This window comes from Acinetobacter sichuanensis, assembly GCF_003024515.2.
GTDB classification, from domain to species: domain Bacteria; phylum Pseudomonadota; class Gammaproteobacteria; order Pseudomonadales; family Moraxellaceae; genus Acinetobacter; species Acinetobacter sichuanensis.
Genome location: NZ_PYIX02000022.1, coordinates 1 through 19063 on the forward strand (window position 1 = coordinate 1; position 19063 = coordinate 19063).

Annotated in this window: 17 protein-coding genes; 7 read left to right on the forward strand and 10 right to left on the reverse strand. The window is 36.7% G+C overall.

Going from position 1 to position 19063, the window contains the following annotated elements; genetic code table 11:
- The first annotated feature begins 357 nt into the window (after positions 1–357).
- Entirely contained in the window at positions 358–1182 is an 825-nt protein-coding gene (gene pcaU, locus C9E89_RS13025) for an IclR family transcriptional regulator PcaU (RefSeq protein WP_107008777.1), read from the forward strand.
- Between the two features lie 21 nt (positions 1183–1203).
- On the opposite strand, the gene C9E89_RS13030 is transcribed toward pcaU, so the two are convergent.
- The 5 genes from C9E89_RS13030 to C9E89_RS13050 form a co-directional block, all read right to left on the reverse strand.
- Positions 1204–1944, reverse strand: a complete 741-nt coding sequence (locus tag C9E89_RS13030) for an SDR family NAD(P)-dependent oxidoreductase (protein ID WP_107008778.1) — start codon at positions 1942–1944, stop codon at positions 1204–1206.
- Positions 1945–2014: 70 nt separating this feature from the next.
- Positions 2015–3358, reverse strand: coding sequence for an MFS transporter (locus C9E89_RS13035; RefSeq protein WP_107008779.1), 1344 nt, complete (start codon positions 3356–3358; stop codon positions 2015–2017).
- A gap of 124 nt (positions 3359–3482) precedes the next feature.
- A complete protein-coding gene (locus tag C9E89_RS13040) occupies positions 3483–3812 on the reverse strand; it encodes an NIPSNAP family protein (RefSeq protein ID WP_107008780.1) in 330 nt (109 codons plus the stop codon).
- Complete coding sequence (locus C9E89_RS13045) at positions 3802–5592, reverse strand: FAD-dependent oxidoreductase (protein WP_228199035.1); 1791 nt, start codon at positions 5590–5592, stop codon at positions 3802–3804. The genes C9E89_RS13040 and C9E89_RS13045 overlap by 11 nt, the downstream gene beginning before the upstream one ends.
- 204 nt (positions 5593–5796) lie before the next feature.
- A complete protein-coding gene (locus C9E89_RS13050; protein ID WP_107008833.1) occupies positions 5797–6606 on the reverse strand; it encodes an IclR family transcriptional regulator domain-containing protein in 810 nt (269 codons plus the stop codon).
- A gap of 179 nt (positions 6607–6785) precedes the next feature.
- On the opposite strand from C9E89_RS13050, the gene C9E89_RS13055 reads away from it, so the two are divergent.
- On the forward strand, positions 6786–7526 hold the full coding sequence (locus C9E89_RS13055; RefSeq protein ID WP_107008781.1) for an SDR family NAD(P)-dependent oxidoreductase: 741 nt from the start codon (positions 6786–6788) through the stop codon (positions 7524–7526).
- A gap of 183 nt (positions 7527–7709) precedes the next feature.
- Here the strand turns inward: C9E89_RS13055 and C9E89_RS13060 are convergent, their stop codons facing one another.
- Entirely contained in the window at positions 7710–8924 is a 1215-nt protein-coding gene (locus C9E89_RS13060) for an MFS transporter (protein WP_107008782.1), read from the reverse strand.
- A gap of 97 nt (positions 8925–9021) precedes the next feature.
- Between C9E89_RS13060 and C9E89_RS13065 the strand changes: the two genes are divergently transcribed.
- Positions 9022–9801, forward strand: a complete 780-nt coding sequence (locus tag C9E89_RS13065) for an AraC family transcriptional regulator (protein WP_107008783.1) — start codon at positions 9022–9024, stop codon at positions 9799–9801.
- A 36-nt stretch (positions 9802–9837) separates the two neighbouring features.
- Here C9E89_RS13065 and C9E89_RS13070 read toward each other — a convergent pair whose 3' ends face one another.
- Complete coding sequence (locus C9E89_RS13070; RefSeq protein WP_107008784.1) at positions 9838–10995, reverse strand: hypothetical protein; 1158 nt, start codon at positions 10993–10995, stop codon at positions 9838–9840.
- A gap of 129 nt (positions 10996–11124) precedes the next feature.
- Positions 11125–12177: an aromatic ring-hydroxylating dioxygenase subunit alpha gene (locus C9E89_RS13075; RefSeq protein WP_107008785.1), complete on the reverse strand. Its 1053-nt coding sequence runs from the start codon at positions 12175–12177 to the stop codon at positions 11125–11127.
- A gap of 207 nt (positions 12178–12384) precedes the next feature.
- Here C9E89_RS13075 and C9E89_RS13080 point away from each other — a divergent pair, with 207 nt between their 5' ends.
- Entirely contained in the window at positions 12385–12864 is a 480-nt protein-coding gene (locus C9E89_RS13080) for a MarR family winged helix-turn-helix transcriptional regulator (protein ID WP_107008786.1), read from the forward strand.
- A gap of 83 nt (positions 12865–12947) precedes the next feature.
- Here C9E89_RS13080 and C9E89_RS13085 read toward each other — a convergent pair whose 3' ends face one another.
- Both C9E89_RS13085 and C9E89_RS13090 read right to left on the reverse strand, forming a co-directional pair.
- A complete protein-coding gene (locus C9E89_RS13085; RefSeq protein ID WP_107008787.1) occupies positions 12948–15140 on the reverse strand; it encodes an OsmC domain/YcaO domain-containing protein in 2193 nt (730 codons plus the stop codon).
- A 207-nt stretch (positions 15141–15347) separates the two neighbouring features.
- Positions 15348–15734, reverse strand: coding sequence for a hypothetical protein (locus tag C9E89_RS13090; protein WP_107008788.1), 387 nt, complete (start codon positions 15732–15734; stop codon positions 15348–15350).
- Positions 15735–15976: 242 nt separating this feature from the next.
- Between C9E89_RS13090 and antA the strand changes: the two genes are divergently transcribed.
- Genes antA through antC form a run of 3 tightly spaced genes read left to right on the forward strand, consistent with a single transcriptional unit; the run spans position 15977 to position 18922 of the window.
- Positions 15977–17386 carry an anthranilate 1,2-dioxygenase large subunit gene (gene antA, locus C9E89_RS13095; RefSeq protein WP_107008789.1) on the forward strand — a complete coding sequence of 470 codons (1410 nt, stop codon included), beginning with the start codon at positions 15977–15979 and terminating at the stop codon, positions 17384–17386.
- 2 nt (positions 17387–17388) lie between these two features.
- Positions 17389–17880: an anthranilate 1,2-dioxygenase small subunit gene (gene antB, locus C9E89_RS13100; RefSeq protein ID WP_107008790.1), complete on the forward strand. Its 492-nt coding sequence runs from the start codon at positions 17389–17391 to the stop codon at positions 17878–17880.
- A 10-nt stretch (positions 17881–17890) separates the two neighbouring features.
- Entirely contained in the window at positions 17891–18922 is a 1032-nt protein-coding gene (gene antC / locus C9E89_RS13105) for an anthranilate 1,2-dioxygenase electron transfer component AntC (protein ID WP_107008791.1), read from the forward strand.
- The last annotated feature ends 141 nt before the right edge of the window (positions 18923–19063 follow it).

Here is a 19063-nt window from a genome sequence, read left to right on the forward strand (position 1 = left end):
TGGTCGAACCGTCCTTGATTTGTGAAAGCGCATCGTGAAGTGAGAAAGCACTTTTATCAATCATTAGACAACTCCATTTGCTATAAAAATAAAAAAAATAAATCTAGCTCAGGATTGTGCTGAATATTCATAAGGAAAAATCACACCCAATCCCGAGTGTTTTTGTGTAGATTTCGCATATTCATTTTTATTGTTTTTTGGATTTTGTTCTAGCATAAAATAGTAAAATTGTTCGATAAACAGTATAATTGTTCGATGATCGAACAATTATTCGTTTTTTGTTCACGTTTATGTCAATTTTAAATTAACCTAATACGATAAGTATTTATGGTAAATCAACAAGGAATGTATTAAAAAATGACTGTAGAAAATGAACTCGAAAAAAAGATTTTAGAAAACTCAGAAAATAAAAAACTGATTCGACATGAAGATTTTGTAGCAGGTATCAGCAAAGGGATGGCGATCTTGGAATGTTTTGGTTCTGAACGTCATCGTTTAAATATTAGTATTGCCGCAGAGAAAACAGGCTTAACACGTGCAGCCGCAAGACGACATTTACTCACTTTAGAATATTTAGGTTATTTGGAATTTGATGGGCATTATTATTATTTAGCTCCTAAAGTTTTAAAGTTTTCAGGTGCTTACCTCAGTGGGTCGCAACTGCCAAAAATCTGTCAGCCTTTATTAAATTTATTAACCACACAAACTTCTCTCATCTTTTCAGTGATGGTTTTAGATGGTTTTGAAGCAATTACCATTGCTCGAAGCGCAGCACATCAACAGACAGATCGAGTCAATCCTTATGGTTTGCATTTAGGTAATCGTTTACCTGCACATGCCACATCCGCAGGGAAAATTTTATTGGCACATTTAAGTTTGGAACAACAACAAGAATGGTTAGAAAAATATCCATTAAAGCGACTGACCAAATATAGCTGTATGGATAATCAGCAGTTTTTACATATTTTAGATGAAATTAAAGAACAAGATTGGTGCTATTCTAGTGAAGAACATGAACTTGGGGTGCATGCTCTCGCTGTTCCTATTTATGGACCTAAAGGTAATGTTGTTGCTGCACTGAATATTGTATCGCCCACGATGCGCACCACAAAAGAATATTTAATTCAGCAAATACTCCCTTTATTACAAGAAACTGCACGTGATTTAAGAAATGTAATTTAAATTGTATCGGGCAAAAGTTGATTATTGCGTGGTATATCCACCATCAATTGCATAATTTGCCCCAGTGATAAATGAAGCCTGATCTGAAAGTAAAAAGATGACCAAATTTGCAACTTCATCCACTGTACCTAACCTTTGAATAGGATGTTTAATCTGTATTTCTTCGGTGTGAACTTGACGGATTAATGGCGTTTCGACATAACCTGGATGAATAGAATTCACACGAATATTCTGCTGTGCATAATCTAGAGCAGCAGCTTTGCTTAGTCCAGTCACACCATGCTTTGCTGTGATATAAGCTGCCCGATTTTGAGTCGCAACAGTACCTAAAATAGAAGAGGTATTCACAATACTGCCACCGCCATTTTTCAACATTAATGGGATTTGAAAATGTAAACAATAAAAAATACTGTTTAAATTTACATCTATTTGCTTATGCCATGTTTCAATAGATAAATCAGCAATACTTTTGACTGGACTTGCAATTCCAGCATTATTAAAGGCGAAATCTAAACCTGAAAAGTGTTGATCAATTTGCTTAATACAAGACTGCATAAACTCAACATTGGAAACATCACCCACCTGTAGCAAAATATCAACATGTGACCCGATTAAACGCACAGTTTCAGCTAAATGGTTTTGATTAATATCAATTAAACATAACTTGCAACCATATTTTGCTAACAAAATACTCGCAGCTTGCCCGATTCCAGAGCCAGCACCTGTCACCATGGCAACTTTATTTTCAAAATGATATTGCATAAATCTTCCTTGTTTTATAATAAGTGCTGTTGTTACTGATTTATAAATACCAACAACACTTTGTTAAATATTAATAATTTAAGCTTTTCACACTGGTAATTTTCTTTCTTGGCGATTGCAATAAAATTGCTAAACCTGATAAAAATGCAGGGATCATTAATAAAGTAAACATCGTCTCTAGTGGAATTTTTGCATTAATCATCGCTGCTCCTGCAAAAGCACTTAAAATTGCACCTAAACGTCCGATGCCATTCATCCACGTTGCCCCTGTTGCTCGCGCACTCGTTGGATAATAACCCATTGCAACCGAGGTTAAACCTGTAGAACCACCATTAAAAGTAAAGCCTAAAATCAATGCCATCACACACATTAAATTAAAGTTTTGACTAAACTGACCTAAAGCATAAGTGGCAAATGTGCCCACCAACATTGCAATAAATAGAACCATTCGTGGGCGATATTGATCCATCAGCCAACCTAAAACCATACAACCTAAAGGTCCACCCAATTGAAAAAATGATGTGACTATAGCCGCTTGAGAAATACTGAATTGATTCATTTTAATCAGTGTAGGCAACCAACTACTGCATAAATAAATCAAGAACAATGCCATGAAATAAGCAATCCATAACATGACCGTACCATACAAATATTCACGCGAAAGAATAAGCTTTAATCCCGTTTTTTCGGTTGGGATTTCATTTAAATAAAACTGATAATGTTCGAATTTTTGTTGAGGATATAAACGATGTAAAATCAATTGGATTTTATCTTGTGCATTACCCTTTTTAACTAAATATGTAATCGATTCTGGCATTTTCCAATATAAAAATGGCGCTAAAATTAAAGGTAAAACTCCACCCAAAACCAACATACTGCGCCAACCAAATTCAGGAATCATCCATGCAGCTAAAAAGCCCGCCGCCGCCGCGCCTAAAGAAAAACCACAATAAACAGTATTTACTGTAAATGAACGACGACGATCAGGTGCATATTCTGCTGCCAATGTTGCCGCATTGGGTGCAGCAGCACCTGCACCGAGTCCCGTTAAAAAACGATAAATAATCAAATGCGTAATATCTGTTGAAAAAGCAGTCAATAAAGTAAAAATACCAAAGCCAATCAAACTCAAAATCAGTACAGGTTTACGCCCAAACTTATCGGATAATGGTCCCGAAACCAAAGCTCCAATCGCTAAACCGACCAGTGCAGCGCTCAGCACAGGCGCGATTTGCTGTGCAGTAATGCCCCACTCTTGTATAATCTGCGGTGCAATTAAGCCCATGACCACCACATCAATACCATCAAGTGCAATAATAGCGAAACAGAAAAATAAAATGAGTTTTTGAAAATTTCCCACTTTATTTTCATTCAGTATTTTCTTAATATCCATCCTTTGCATACTTGTGCTCATTTTTCATTCTCCTTATAAAAAAGCACGAAGCCCCTGTAGCACTGCAATGACAGTACCGTTTCCAAAACACAGGGATTGATTGATTTATGAATTAAATCGATTCATAAAATGATTTAAAAATGAATCATGAAGTAAATGACTTTAAATGTACTGGTCGCACCAATTGGTTTGTTTGCGACTGCACAAGTCCTTCAGTTTGTTGTAAATAGACTTGAAAATCAGGGTCAGTATCTCGCGCTAAACTACGCTTTTCATAATCATCTAAACTATCGTAACCCCACAAATGCACCACCTGATTTAATGAACCAATGGTCGTGACATAAAACCCTAAAGGCTGCCCAAGATGTTTTTTCAATACAGGCATTGCTAAATTATCAAATAACGCTAAAAATTTTGGCAACATACGTGGCGTAATGGTATAAATTCGATGGTCAACAATTGCTTTATGAAACATTTTGCATCTCCTCTTGGTTTTGTTGTGCTAATCCTTTACCGCCTTTGGCTAAATTTGCAATATGTAACCCTGTCAAATAACCAAAAGTCATGATGGGTCCCAATGTAATGCCTGCACCTGGATAATTTCCGCCCATCATACTGGCACGATCATTTCCTACCGCATATAAGCCAACAATTTTTTGATTTTTCGAGTTAAGCACTTCTCCAGTGACCGCTGTTCTAAGTCCATCAAATGTGCCCAGATCACCCATAAAGACTTTTACTGCATAAAAAGGTCCTACTGAAACAGGTGCAATACACGGATTTGGCATATGTTCGGGGTCTGCTAAATAACGATTAAATGCTGTTGAACCACGTTGAAATGTAGGATCTTCACCATTTACCGCATGTTTGTTGTATTCAATAATCGTATCGCTTAGATTTTTAGCATCAATTCCTGCATTTTTTGCTAACTCCTCTATGGTGTTTCCTTTCATTAAATAGCCATTTTTCACTAAGCCTGATAATGGCATTGGTGCAGGTTTTGCATAGCCTAGACCATATTTAGCAATGGTTTTTTGGTCACAAATTAACCACATTGCAGTTTCGGACATCCCTTGACATGCTCGAAATAAAGCAGCACCAACATCATGATAAGAGTTTGACTCGTTGGTAAAACGTTGCCCATTTTTTAGAACGCCAATAATGCCGGGCTTATAACGATCTAATAAATGTGGAAATACGCCATAACCCTCAGCTTGTGGCACTTTTGAAACAGGCATCCATGCGGCAGCATCTTGATATTGAATATCGACTGCACCGCCGACTTGTTCTGCCATGCGGCAACCATCACCTGTATTACTGCTTGGAACTGGGGAGATATGTTCTCCACCTGTTTTTAAATGTGCATAAGTTGTTTTTAAACGTGTAATATCATGTGAAAAACCACCACATGCCAACACAACACCATGCTTTGATTTAAGCTTTAATTTTTTACCTTCTTGTAAAATTTCTACACCTACAATTTTCCCCGATTCTTGTAGCAATTTTTGTACGGGTGTTGATGTATAAATCGGAATATCTAAATCAAAAGCTGATTTTGCCAAGCGTGCTGCCAAAGCATTTCCACTGGTCACATTAGTTCCTCGACCATAAAAAGCCAATTCTTTCATATGAATGGCTAAACGCTTTGCTACATACATAAATGAAGTAAATGATTTAGTTGCATTAAAAAAATGTTTTAAATCTGCATTTGACGAATTAAACATCATGCCCATAAAAGTAATGGTTTTTAAGGGTGGACGTAAACGTTTCATATTTTCGCCTAAACTACGAATATCAAACGGTGCAGCTAAAATAGAACGTCCAACCTCAACCCCACCCGATACATCAGGATGATAATCTGGATACAAAGTAGGAATAAATTTGACTGTGGTTTCTTTCTCAAAAAAATCGATCATTTTAGGTCCATAGTCTAAAAAGGCATCGACTGCTTGAGCATTATAAAAATTTTGAGTTTCGTGTTTTAGATAGTTAATTGCTGCTTGTTTTGAATCTTGAATACCATTTTTTTTAGCGTGTGGATTATTGGGAATCCAAAGCACTCCACCAGAAAATGCAGTTGTACCACCAAAAACTGCATCCTTTTCTAAGACAATCACCTTTAGCCCCTGCTTTTTCGCGGTAATTGCCGTCGATAATCCTCCTGCACCTGAACCTATTACAATCAAATCCCAATCATTTTGTTGATCTAATGCATCATGCATATCTTCACTCCATGCAAATAACTCTTCATCCATGCTTCGTTATTATCGAAACACACTCAGAATGATGTTTTGACTTTTCCTTTGTTTTTTAAACTAATGATGAAAAAGTCATTCGCAAAGTGTAAAATTCAATCAATGCGCGATGATCGTACATATCAGATAATATTCGTACAAATACTATGAAACGAATATCGTGACTGTGATCAATCATCCCAATATTCAAGATCATGAGGGGTTTTAAATCATATCGCGTATTTCCTTTGCAGCCTGTCTTAGCATAGGCACAATGGTATTCACCAAATAAAAATCATTGACTTTATTGACTGATGCCACAGCGTTCATCGCGGCAATGAGTTCTCCCTTTTGATTAATGATAGGGACTGCAACTGCAACAACCCCAAGTTCATATTCCTCACTAGAAATACAATAAGCCTGCGCTCTAATCTTCTGTAATTCTTGTAAAAAAACGTCCTGCTCAGTCATTGTATAATGGGTAAAGCGACGTAATTCATAATGCTCAAGCCATTGTTTTTGCTCTTCAAGACTTCTTTGTGAAAGTAATACTTTACCTGTAGATGCAGTATGTGCTGGTATTCTATTGCCGAGATGAATGCCAAAAGGGCTGACTCGAAACTCCTCATGCTGCGGTGAAATACTACGTGCCACAGGAACCAATTCATGATGGTCTAAAACAACAACAGAAAAAACCAAAGAAGTTTTTGCCGCTAAAATATTCAGTACAGGTTGAGCTATTTTAGGTAAATGTGCTGTATGTAAATATGCACCAGAAAATTTTAAAACTTTATGTGTTAGCCAGTAATAATAATCATCTGTGTCTAAATACCCTAAAAATTTCAATGTTTTTAGATAACGTCTGGCTGCCGTTCTGGTTAAACCTGTACGTTCTGCTGTTTGTGTGACATTGAGGCGCTGTCGGTCTGAGCCAAACGCTTCTAGAATACTGAGTCCTTTTGCTAGACCTGCAATATAATCATCATATTTTATCTGCTCACCTGATAATTCATCCTGAATTAATTCATCACGCATATCATTCTCTCTTTGTTGTTTTGCACGATCATCGTCCACTTGATATGAATACCGTTCAAAAGCATATTTGTAAACTACTCAAATTATTTTTTAGTGGCTAATTTAAATTTAGGTCATTAATCAATGCCAAATTTTTAGCATTTAGGCTGCTTATTTATTATTGAATCAAGGAACGAAAAATGTCTAGACTGAAAGACAAAGTATGCATAATCACAGGCGCAGCATCAGGTATGGGGGAAGCTGAAGCTTTTGCTTTTGCCACACAAGGGGCAAAACTTGTGATTGCAGATCTGAATATTGAATCTGCTCAACAGGTTGCAGATAAAATTAGACAAATGGGCAATGAAGTACTTGTTGTACAGGTTGATATTACTGAAAAGACTCAATTAGAAAACTTAGTTCAGACCACACTACAACACTTTGGCAGAATTGATGTTTTGCTGAATAATGCAGGTATTTTTGATAAATATATAAATAGCTTAGACACCAGTGAACAACTTTGGGATTTAGTTTTTAATATTAACGTGAAATCTATTTTTAATTTAAGTAATTTAGTCTTGCCACACATGATTGAACAAAAATCTGGTGCGATTATCAATATTGGCTCAATTGCTGGACTTGTTGCAAAAATGGGGGGCGCATCTTATACCGCATCAAAACATGCTGTACTGGGTTATACCAAGCATCTTGCTGCCGAATATGGCAAATTTGGGATTAAAATCAATGCCATTTGTCCGGGAACAATTCGCACTCCGATGACTGCTGAGATGTTAAAAACTCGCCCTACTGACAAAATTCCTTTAGATCGTTTTGGTGAAGTCAATGAAGTTGCTGACTTAGCGATATTTTTAGCATCGGATGAAGCTCAGTTTATGTCAGGTGCATGTATTACGATTGATGGAGGATTTACCAGTATTTAAATTTTTATTTATAAAATAAATGCGTTTAATCATCTCATTTTCATCTAGTATTTTTAATATAAATCATAATGATACAATTGAATTTTATGTGATATTTAAAAATCTTATTGAAAAATAAGCATGAATATAAAAGAGGTCATTATTTATATTCATGCTTAGGCTATTTGTTATTGAACAGTGATCTTACTTTTTTGTATTAGGTAAAAATAATGAACCAATTCCTAATAAAGGTAAGAATGAACACAGCATAAATACCCATTGAATCCCTTGGTGGTCTGCAAGATAACCTAAGGCTGCTGCCGCAATCCCACTGATGCCAAACATTAAACCAAACATCATGCCTGCAATCATGCCAACACGCCCCGGCACTGCTTCCTGTGCATAAACCACCATGGCTGAAAAAGCAGAAGACATCACCAAGCCTGAAATCACAGATAAAATCAATGTCCAAGTCAGATCTGCATGAGGCAAAATCAGCGCAAAAGGTGCCATACCGACAAAGGAAATAATGATGACCGCTTTACGTCCAATTTTATCGCCTATCGGTCCTCCAACAAAGGTTCCCAAAGCGACGGCAGCCAAAAAGCCAAATAAATAAAATTGTGCTGTTTTTAAGGAAAGATCAAACTTTTCCATTAAATAGAAGGTGTAATAATTGCTTAGACTGACAATATAAGTAAATTTTGCCAACATCAAAATCGCAATCAAACCCAAAGCCCGATATAAAGTTTTACCATGCAATTTGTTTTGAATCGCCTGAGAAGCTGCATTGACAGTGCTTTTTTTATGTTTAATCGTCCATCGACTGACTTGATACAGCACCCAAATCGCCAATAATGCAAATAACATAAACCATGCTGTTGCCGCCTGACCATTGGGGATAATAATCGCTGCTGCCAATAATGGACCAATCGCTGAACCTGAATTTCCGCCCACCTGAAACGCAGATTGTGCTGTACCAAATTTACCACCCGATGCCATTCGTGCCACACGTGACGCTTCAGGATGAAAAGTTGAAGAACCGACGCCAATCAGTGCAGATGAAAGCAATAACATGCCAAAATTTGCTGAAAATGCCAAACCTGCAATCCCGATCAAAGTTACCCCCATCCCCATTGGTAATAAATAGGGTTTAGGATGTTTGTCGGTATATAACCCAATCCAAGGTTGTAATAATGATGCAGTCACTTGATAGACCAATGAAATCAGACCAATCTGGGTAAAACTGAGTTGGAAATTGACTTTCAGCATAGGATAAATTGCAGGAAGTACCGCCTGAATCAAATCGTTAAGTAAATGTGCAATCGCCACTGCGGCAATCATCGATGTGACCATTTGAGTCGGTTGATTTGAAACAGTTGTAGTGCCAATTTCACTAGATTGAGGATTCGGCATCATATATATCCTAGATCAGAGGTAGGAAGATGCATTATAATTCGTCATATCAAAGCTTATATTCCAACAATCATCGTTTAAGTGACAATTGAGTTGAATTATGACACATTCTGCTAGAAGATCTGCTGCTTTAGTGACCTCAATGTCATCATCACGTGAACATGGCAGTATTATTCCTCAGCATTTTCATTGTCGTGGTCAACTGTTATATGCTGTTGAAGGTCATATCCGTGTCTATACATCAGATCACATTTGGATTATTCCACCGCACTGTGCGTTATGGATTCCTGCTTATTATGAACATAGTGTTTTGTCTTATGGGCAAGTGTGTCTAAACTCAGCTATGGTTGAAGAAACTGCAGCACAGACTTTGGGTCAGCACTGCTTTTTGGTTCGTATGAGTAATTTATTACGTGAATTAGTTTTACGTTTAAACCACCCTAAAACTGATGATGATCTGACAACTCAACCCAACAATGACCAACGTCAGGCTCTAGATCAAGCCCTGCAACTGCTTATTTTCAATGAGATTCAGCAATCTCATAATTTTTCTTTAGACATTCCATGGTCACGCGACCCACGTTTGATCCAGATCTGTTCAGAATTAATTGATCATCCCGACAGCCAAAAAGATCTGGACGCATGGGCAGATCAAATTGGTACCAGTTCACGTACTTTAATTCGACTATTTCAAAAAGAAATGGGATTGAATTTTCGGCACTGGCTGCAACGCATGCATGTAGTGTTGGCTTTGGGATATTTATCGGAGCATCTTTCAATATCACAAATTGCAGGAAAACTCGGCTACCAAAGTAGTAGTGCATTTACAGCCATGTTTAAAAAACAGCTAGGTGCTCCACCGAGTCATTTCCGCAAATAATCAGCTTGGTTCAATCATTGTATTTCATCAGAAAAATTAGAAATAAGCATCAAGCAACAAAGATTTTAAATTCGTAGGATCTTGAAGATGTTTTACAATAAACTCTGAATGTTCAATACTTTCTTGCACATTTTTCAGATCTGTTTTGTATTTTTTATATAAATCCTTGATTTGAATTTTACGCGATGAAAATAATGCAATATGATTTCCCCAATCAAAACTATCAATAATCTCTTTGATCTCAATATCTAATTCTTCAATTTGTGTTTCAAGTGCAGTATTATAAAATTTAAGCTGTTCATCTGCATAAGATTTTTGTGCTGTAGATACATCCTTGTCAATATATTGTTGTAACTTTAATAAAGTAAATAAATCTTTCTTTTCATATGCTTGGTTGGTCATCTGAAAAATTTCAGTTTTTTCAACTTTTTTTACTTCATCTAATTCACGATCTGGATGTATCGCTGCTGCAATTTTTGAGTAAATTGATTTTAAAGATTGATTTGCCATCTTTTTGGCATACTCTTGTTTTTCCAGTTTTTTTTGTTCTTTTGCACGTTCACGTTGCATTTGTTTTTCAATAGAAATTTGTTCTGCTTCATCTAAGCTTTGTAAAAATTCTTGTTCTATTTTTTCATTAATTTTCGCAACTAAACCGTCTATATCTTCTACATCAAAGTCAAAATCAACCACTGTTACATCAACACCCATTTCTTGACATACCATTTTTTTGATCATTTCTTTTTGTAAATTTATGATCATTTCCTCAGCAAATTCAGGAACATCTGTATTAGAGTTGTTTTCTGTTGAAGCACTGCTATCAGGCTGAAAATAATGAAATATTCTACTTACCTCGTCACATTGCAACTCAGTCAGTGTATTCACTCGCATGAGTTGCGCTGAAATATGAACAATTCTATCATCGAGTATTTCTTTGTATCTTTTGGTCAGTTTATTTTTTAATTTATGCTGCCACAACATTTCAAGCTGTTGAAAATATAATTGATGTAATTGTGCATAAGCTGGCAGTAATTCTTTAGCCGCTTGGTGCTGAATATCTTGTTGAGCATGTTGCCATTCAGCCAATAAGTTTTTTTGTTGATCAAGCTTTTTTAACAATTGATTAAACTTTTTCTGTGTTGCAGAAAGATTCGGCTGATCTTGTTGGAGCGAAATATCGAGATATTGCGACATAAATAAAGATAAATTTAAAATTTAATTCTTACAGATTATAAGGCTTTTTGTGGTTTTACAGAAATATTTAACAAAATAAGCCATGCCTTTCTCAGAAGAACATCATCAACAAAGAAAGGCTTAAACACATCAAATCAAATCTGCAATAATACGTCGAGCACGGACTAAGCCAACATCAATATGAATACCCACCATTTCCTTGTGTTCAAATTGCTTTAAGTTTTTAAATTGCGCTTCGATCACGACTTTATCTTCATCAAAAGTAAGGCGTGTTTGTTCGATCACAACCTTGGCGATACGCTCACGATCATGCTGTGGGTTGGTTGACATTGTCCAAAAATAATGACAAGTATTTTCTGTTTCAGGTGTAATTGCGTGGAAACCTCGCATATTAAAACCATTACGTTCAGGATTATCTAGGCTATCTGTGCCTGTATCAATCGCACCAGTCCAAATACGAATATGAGAAACGCGAAAATCAATTTCTTGCCACCGATCAACTTTAGCTTGGAATGGATATGCCATGCTATATGTTGGCGGTGGATCTGAAGCAAGCATATGGCGTTTGACCACCACTTGATTGTCCCCTTGTGTCACTTTCATTTCAGCATTCATGTGAATCTTAGCATTGCCACCAATGGTTTTTAAATGCACATAGGCTAAATGACTTAAATCCATCAAATTATCATGAATAAGTTGATAAGGTGTATCATAGTGATAAACATCACCATCGTAGAGATAGTCTTCATGTTCATGATAAGGATAGTCTGGAACTTCACTATTGGGAGTTTCATATTCAAAACTATACCAAAACCAAATTAAACCTTGCTTTTCAATAACATGATAATTTTTTACTTTTGCTTTATTAGGTACTTTATCTTGTCCGGGAACTTCAACACACTGCCCTGTTGCATTATAAAGTAAGCCATGATAACCGCAACGTATTTGCCCATTTTCTAAATGACCACTTGAAAGTGGCATACCACGGTGACAACAACGATCCTCTAAAGCTGTAACTTTTCCTTGAGGATCTCGAAATAAAATCATTGGAATATTGAGTACTTTTCTTGCAATAAAGTCATCTTTCAATTCCTTAGACAGTGCCACCACAAACCATTGATTTTTAGGAAAAGAGTTTTGTTGGCTTTCCTCTACCAGATCAATTTTTAGCTTATTATTCATTTTCATATCCTTATTTTTCAATGCCTTATATTATGAAATTCAATTTTCATAATACTTTAATGCTCACCAGCAATGATATTTAAACCCTTGTGATTTAGTTTAAAATTAAAGCAATATAGTTGCAAAGTCAACTTTATAGTTGCTAAAACAACCATATTTACACAATCATCTATGCTATGATGATGAAAAACTAATTTTCAAGATGAAATGAAAACACAGTCAACTTTAGAGCTTGAACGCTATATACCTGCATTGATTACTTTTTTTTCAAATAAAATGTCTCTTGGTTCTTCACAAATTTATGCTCAGCTCTTTCAAATCAATATTATCGAATGGCGTATTTTGTCAATGCTAGCGGTTGAACCTAACATCTCTGCTCGTCGGATCAGTCAAGTGATTGGCTTAGATAAAGGTGCTGTAAGTCGTGCAATTGCTAAACTTAAAACCCAAGAATATGTTGAAATTAAAGAAGATAAACGAGATGCAAGAGCAACAAAAATTTGCCTGACAATACAAGGGGCACATCTACATGATGAAGTATTTAAAGTGGCAATGGATCGTGAAAAAGTTATTTTTGATATTTTATCTACGGAAGATAAAGAACATTTGATTCGTATTATGACCCAACTGAATGCACATATTATTGATGCAAATGAACAACTCAATGAAAAATATCTAAACCCGTAGCGACTACGATTCTACAAAATAAAAGCGTGGCACTACACCACGCTTTTATCGTTCATACTATTGTTTAGATGATTGATTTAGATTCATGCACTGACAAATTTTGCACGTGCTGCATGTAACTTTTTATAACTATCAATCAAGCGCAAATGACGATCCAAACCTTCAAGTTGCATATTGGTTTCAGTCAAACCATAGAAACGAATGCTGCCATCCATTGAACCAATCACCGCATCCATCCGCTCATCACCAAACATACGACGGAAATTATGCTCATAATCATTTAAATCAAGCTCATCGTCCAGCTCAACTTCAAGCACCACATTCATACACTGATAGAACAAACCACGTTCTACTGTGTTGGTGTTGTATTGCAGGAATTGTTCAACCAATTCTTTTGCTTCTTCAAATGCTTGCAGTGCAATATAAATCAGCAATTTAAGCTCTAGAACAGTGAGTTGTCCCCACTCTGTATTGTCATCGAACTCCACCCCGATCAACGTCACGATATCGGTATAGTCATCGACTTCAAGTTCTTCCAAACGCTCAACCAATGCTTCGAGTTGTTCTTCATCCAAACGATGCAGATTTAAAATGTCTTCACGGAAATCCAAAGCTTTGTTGGTATTGTCCCAAATCAAATCTTCAACCAAATAAATTTCAGAATAATCAGGCACTAAAATACGACATGCGGTTGCGCCCAAATGCTGATAAACCGCCATATAAACGTCTTTGCCCATGTCTTCGAGAATTGAAAATAATGTCTGCGCTTCCGCCTCATTATCGCCATTGCCAGTAAAGTCCCACTCGACAAAGTCATAATCTGACTGTGCGCTAAAGAATTTCCACGACACCACACCACTTGAGTCAATAAAATGCTCTACATAGTTATTTGGCTCAGTCACGGCATTGCTGCTGAATGTCGGTTTTGGCAGATCATTCAACCCTTCAAAACTACGCCCTTGTAACAACTCAGTTAAACTGCGCTCAAGTGCCACTTCCAGTTTAGGATGCGCTCCAAACGAGGCAAAAACTCCACCTGTACTTGGATTCATCAACGTCACACACATGACTGGGAATTGCCCACCGAGCGAGGCATCTTTAACCAAAACAGGGAAACCCTGCTCTTCCAATCCTTGAATACCTGCAACAATTTTTGGATATTTCGCCAAAACCTCATCAGGAACATCAGGTAATGCGATTTCACCCTGAATAATGTCACGTTTCACGGCACGTTCAAAAATCTCAGACAAACATTGTACTTGTGCTTCAGCCAAGGTATTGCCTGCACTCATCCCATTGGAAAGATAAAGATTTTCAATCAGGTTCGATGGGAAATACACCGTTTCACCATCCGACTGGCGTACAAATGGCAATGAACAAATGCCACGTGCTTTATTGCCTGAGTTGGTGTCATACAAATGCGTACCTAATAACTCATTTTCAGGGTCATAAATTTCACGGGTATAATCATCTAAAATTTCAGTTGGCAAAGCCCCATTGGCTTGTGGTTGAAACCATTTTTCATCTGGATAATGTACAAATGCAGCATTGGCAATCTCTTCACCCCAAAATTGGTCGTTATAGAAGAAATTACAGTTTAAACGCTCAATAAACTCGCCCAAAGCCGACGCCAAAGCACTTTCTTTGCTTGAGCCTTTACCATTGGTAAAACACATTGGCGATTGTGCATCACGAATATGCAAAGACCAGACATTCGGGACAATATTGCGCCATGAAGAAATCTCAATTTTCATGCCCAAACCTGCCAAAATCCCTGACATATTGGCAATGGTTTCTTCTAAAGGTAAGTCTTTACCCGCAATAAATGTGGTACTTTCTTTGGCGAGGTCTGGCATCAGCAAAGCTTGAGCATCTGCATCAATGCTTTCCACTTCTTCAATCACAAACTCTGGACCCGTTTGGATCACTTTTTTGACGGTACAACGGTCAATGGAACGTAAAATACCCTGACGGTCTTTGTCTGAAATATCCGCAGGTAATTCAACCTGAATTTTAAAAATTTGCTTATAACGGTTTTCAGGGTCAACAATATTATTTTGTGACAGGCGAATATTGTCGGTGGGAATGTCACGTGCCGCACAATAGACCTTTACAAAATATGCTGCACATAAAGCCGAAGATGCAAGGAAATAATCAAACGGTCCTGGTGCAGAGCCATCGCCTTTGTAACGAATCGGTTGATCTGCAATCACCGTAAAGTCATCAAACTTGGCTTCTTGTCGAAGATTGTCGAGATAATTGACTTTGATTTCCATGTAAGCACCTAAATTTTATGTGTATAAATCAGCACATAAATTTGAAAAATATTAAAACAAGTCGATGAAAAGAACTGACTTTAAAGAGAACAGAAGTAAATTTATTTAAATCTTAAACTTAAATAACTTACTCCTAAAAGAATAGCTGCATTATAAAGAGATTTTATGCACTTGATAATGTTTGTCTGTCATTCCTCATGATTTTGCCTAAATTTCACAAGGATTTTTGATATTTTTGGAAAAATTCGCGATATTGAGAAAATAAATTTGCACATTATATTTCAATTTCGCTATGGCTAACTCGCAACACTCATTGACTGGAAAATCTCCTGTTGCCATAAACTCGCTTAATAAATACAACATATATTGCTGAGTATCACCATCGATCTGAAACACAATTTTACTGCTTTCAATTTGCAGCAGTTCATTTTCATCTATAACACAACTTAAAATTTTACTCGTTATTTTGTCTTGTTTTAAATATTGAATTTGGATAGATAAAAGCTTTTGATGGAGCAATGCACTCAAATTTTGAACGTCTGCTGCGTCAAAATAAACATGTAATGAATATTTACTAATACGTTGTACGATCATTGTTTTACCTTTCTTCTTTCAAGTTCATCATTTTATTTCTAAATATATTTTTAGATATCAAGCAGCATTTTTTCACATTTAGATTGCAGCAGCATCTTATTGCGATTTTCCAATCACGTTATTTTTTTCAATTTTAAAACAAAATGCACTTATAGGATAAAGAAACGGAAAAAGTGGATAGAGCGAATTTCTCTTTCGGGTTTCAATCACCTTAGAGATGTTTAAATATGGAGAAAAGCAGAATGGAAACACGTAGCACAGCCGAGTGGCAAGACTTTATCAATAATTGTTTAGATTTCCGTCCTGAAGATGGTGTATATCGTATTGCACGTGAAATGTTTACCGAAGCAGAATTATTTGACTTGGAAATGGAACATATCTTTGAAAAAGTATGGATCTATGCTTGTCATGAAAGCGAAATTGCAAATAATAACGACTTTTTAACGGTGCAAATTGGTCGTCAACCGATGATTATTAACCGTGATGGCAATGGACAATTACACGCCCTTGTTAATGCTTGCCAACATCGTGGTGCAACATTGACGCGTGTTGCAAAAGGTAATAAATCAACATTCACTTGCCCATTCCATGCATGGTGTTATAAATCGGATGGTCGTTTACTCAAAGTGAAAGGTCCAAGCGAATATTGTGAAGACTTTGATAAATCTGCACGTGGTTTAAAACAAGGACGTATTGCAAGCTATCGTGGTTTCGTTTTTGTGAGTTTAGATACACAAGCAACAGATACACTAGAAGATTTTCTAGGTGATGCAAAAGTATTTTTAGACTTAATGGTTGACCAATCTCCTACAGGTGAGCTGGAAGTTCTACAAGGAAAATCAGCCTATACATTTGCAGGGAACTGGAAGTTACAAGATGAAAATGGTTTAGACGGCTACCATGTGAGTACAGTTCATTATAATTATGTTTCTACTGTGCAACATCGCCAACAAGTCAATGCAGCCAATGGTCAAGATTTAGATACCTTGGACTACAGTAAACTTGGCGCAGGTGATGGCGACACTGATGATGGTTGGTTTAGCTTTAAAAATGGTCACAGCGTATTATTTAGTGATATGCCTAATCCAACAGTCCGTCCAGGTTATGACGTTGTCATGCCACAATTGGTTGAAAAGTTTGGTGAAGATCGTGCGAAATGGGCAATGCACCGTTTACGTAACTTAAATTTATATCCAAGCTTGTTCTTTATGGATCAAATCAGTTCACAATTACGTATTGTGCGTCCTGTGGCTTGGAATAAAACTGAAGTGATTAGCCAATGTATCGGAGTCAAGGGCGAGTCTGCACAAGCACGTCGCAACCGTATTCGCCAGTTTGAAGATTTCTTTAATGTATCAGGCTTAGGTACACCAGACGATTTGGTTGAATTTAGAGAACAACAAAAAGGCTTCCAAGCACGTTTAGAACGTTGGAGTGATATTTCACGTGGTCATCATAACTGGAATTATGGTTCTAGTAAAAATGCAGAAATTTTAGGTATTCAACCTGTCATCACAGGGCGTGAAATTACCCATGAAGGTTTATATGTCAACCAACACGGACATTGGAGACAATTACTCCTCAATGGTTTAAAGAAAGACGCACTGAAAATGCACGATATTACATTCCAAAATGAAACAGCGGAGGTTTAATCATGAACATGGAATTAACGTTTGCAGTGACTCAATTTTTAAACCAAAAGTCAGAATATTGTGATAATTTTCAATGGAATGAATATTTAGAACTGTATGATGAGGATAGCGTTTATCATATTCCACAATGGATTGATGATCATCATTATGTCACTGACCCAAATCAAGGCATGTCTTATATTTACTATGAAGACCGCACAGGCTTAGAAGATCGCGTGTTTCGTATTGAAACAGGAAAAGCTGCTTCAGCAACACCTTTACCACGTACAGCACATTTTATTAGTAATGTTCGTGTCAAAGAACTTGCAGATGGCTTAGTTGAAGCAAAAGTCGTTTGGCAAACGCTTTATAACCGCCAAGGCTTAGAGGGTTGCTTCTATGGTCATGCGACCTATACTTTACGTAAAACAGAAAACAGTTTCCGTATTCGTAAACAGCATACGATCTTACTGAATGACAAAATTGATTCAGTTTTAGACTTCTATCACGTTTAAGGAGTCTAAAATGGGACATTCTGTGGCGCTGAATTTTGCAGATGGTAAAACCTTTTTTATCGCAGTAAATAATGATGAATTGTTGCTTGATGCAGCAATTCGTCAGGGCATAAACTTGCCTTTAGACTGCCGTGAAGGTGTTTGCGGAACCTGTCAAGGGCAATGTGAAACAGGCATTTATGAGCAAGAATATGTCGATGAAGAAGCACTCAGTCCTCGTGATTTAGCTGAACGTAAAATGTTGGCTTGTCAAACGCGAGTACAATCGGATGCTGCTTTTTTCTTCGATCATGATTCAAGTATTTGTAATACAGGCGATACCTTAAAAATTAACACCATCGTCAAACATGTTGAGTTAGTTTCAGAAACGACCGCTATTTTACATGTTGATGCCAGTCATTATTCTGAGCAATTACAATATTTAGCAGGTCAATACGCACGTTTACAAATTCCTGATACAGATGAGTGGCGTTCATATTCATTTGCAAATCGTCCTAATGCCACGAACCAACTGCAATTTTTAATTCGCTTATTGCCTGACGGTGTCATGAGTAATTATTTACGTGAACGCTGTCAAGTTGGTCAAAGTATTGTCATGGAAGCACCATTGGGCAGTTTCTATTTACGTGAAGTTGAAAAGCCTTTGGTGTTTATTGCAGGTGGGACGGGTCTTTCCGCATTTTTAGGTATGTTAGATCATCTCGCTGAACAAAAAAACCCACCTAAAATTGAACTTTTTTATGGGGTAAATAAAGAAGTAGATTTATGTGAACAGCAACGTTTACATGACTATTCTCATAAAATAAACAACTTTAGTTATCATCCAATCGTGACTCAAGCAACAGAAACATGGTCTGGAAAAACTGGATTTATTCATGAACATTTAAATAAATCTCAACTTGCAGAACAAGCATTTGATATGTATTTATGTGGTCCACCGCCCATGATTGAAGCCGTCAAAACTTGGTTAGATACTGAATCATTGAGTAATTTTAAAATTTACAGTGAAAAGTTCTTATCAAGTAATACGGTTAAGGCATAAACCAAACATAACACAAGGTTTAAAAGAAAATATTTCTAAAATGTATTGAACAATTTGAGCAATACGGACAAGTATTTGCAATGAAAAGCGACATTTCACAAGATAAATAACGTGTACATTTTCAATGCTTATTTTCTCGAA

Bases quoted from the DNA above. Each gene is read 5' to 3' on its own strand.
- pcaU (WP_107008777.1), top strand. From the start codon at position 358: ATGACTGTAGAAAATGAACTCGAAAAAAAGATTTTAGAAAACTCAGAA.
- C9E89_RS13030 (WP_107008778.1), bottom strand. From the start codon at position 1,944: ATGCAATATCATTTTGAAAATAAAGTTGCCATGGTGACAGGTGCTGGC.
- C9E89_RS13035 (WP_107008779.1), bottom strand. From the start codon at position 3,358: ATGAGCACAAGTATGCAAAGGATGGATATTAAGAAAATACTGAATGAA.
- C9E89_RS13040 (WP_107008780.1), bottom strand. From the start codon at position 3,812: ATGTTTCATAAAGCAATTGTTGACCATCGAATTTATACCATTACGCCA.
- C9E89_RS13045 (WP_228199035.1), bottom strand. From the start codon at position 5,592: ATGGATGAAGAGTTATTTGCATGGAGTGAAGATATGCATGATGCATTA.
- C9E89_RS13050 (WP_107008833.1), bottom strand. From the start codon at position 6,606: ATGCGTGATGAATTAATTCAGGATGAATTATCAGGTGAGCAGATAAAA.
- C9E89_RS13055 (WP_107008781.1), top strand. From the start codon at position 6,786: ATGTCTAGACTGAAAGACAAAGTATGCATAATCACAGGCGCAGCATCA.
- C9E89_RS13060 (WP_107008782.1), bottom strand. From the start codon at position 8,924: ATGATGCCGAATCCTCAATCTAGTGAAATTGGCACTACAACTGTTTCA.
- C9E89_RS13065 (WP_107008783.1), top strand. From the start codon at position 9,022: ATGACACATTCTGCTAGAAGATCTGCTGCTTTAGTGACCTCAATGTCA.
- C9E89_RS13070 (WP_107008784.1), bottom strand. From the start codon at position 10,995: ATGTCGCAATATCTCGATATTTCGCTCCAACAAGATCAGCCGAATCTT.
- C9E89_RS13075 (WP_107008785.1), bottom strand. From the start codon at position 12,177: ATGAATAATAAGCTAAAAATTGATCTGGTAGAGGAAAGCCAACAAAAC.
- C9E89_RS13080 (WP_107008786.1), top strand. From the start codon at position 12,385: ATGAAAACACAGTCAACTTTAGAGCTTGAACGCTATATACCTGCATTG.
- C9E89_RS13085 (WP_107008787.1), bottom strand. From the start codon at position 15,140: ATGGAAATCAAAGTCAATTATCTCGACAATCTTCGACAAGAAGCCAAG.
- C9E89_RS13090 (WP_107008788.1), bottom strand. From the start codon at position 15,734: ATGATCGTACAACGTATTAGTAAATATTCATTACATGTTTATTTTGAC.
- antA (WP_107008789.1), top strand. From the start codon at position 15,977: ATGGAAACACGTAGCACAGCCGAGTGGCAAGACTTTATCAATAATTGT.
- antB (WP_107008790.1), top strand. From the start codon at position 17,389: ATGAACATGGAATTAACGTTTGCAGTGACTCAATTTTTAAACCAAAAG.
- antC (WP_107008791.1), top strand. From the start codon at position 17,891: ATGGGACATTCTGTGGCGCTGAATTTTGCAGATGGTAAAACCTTTTTT.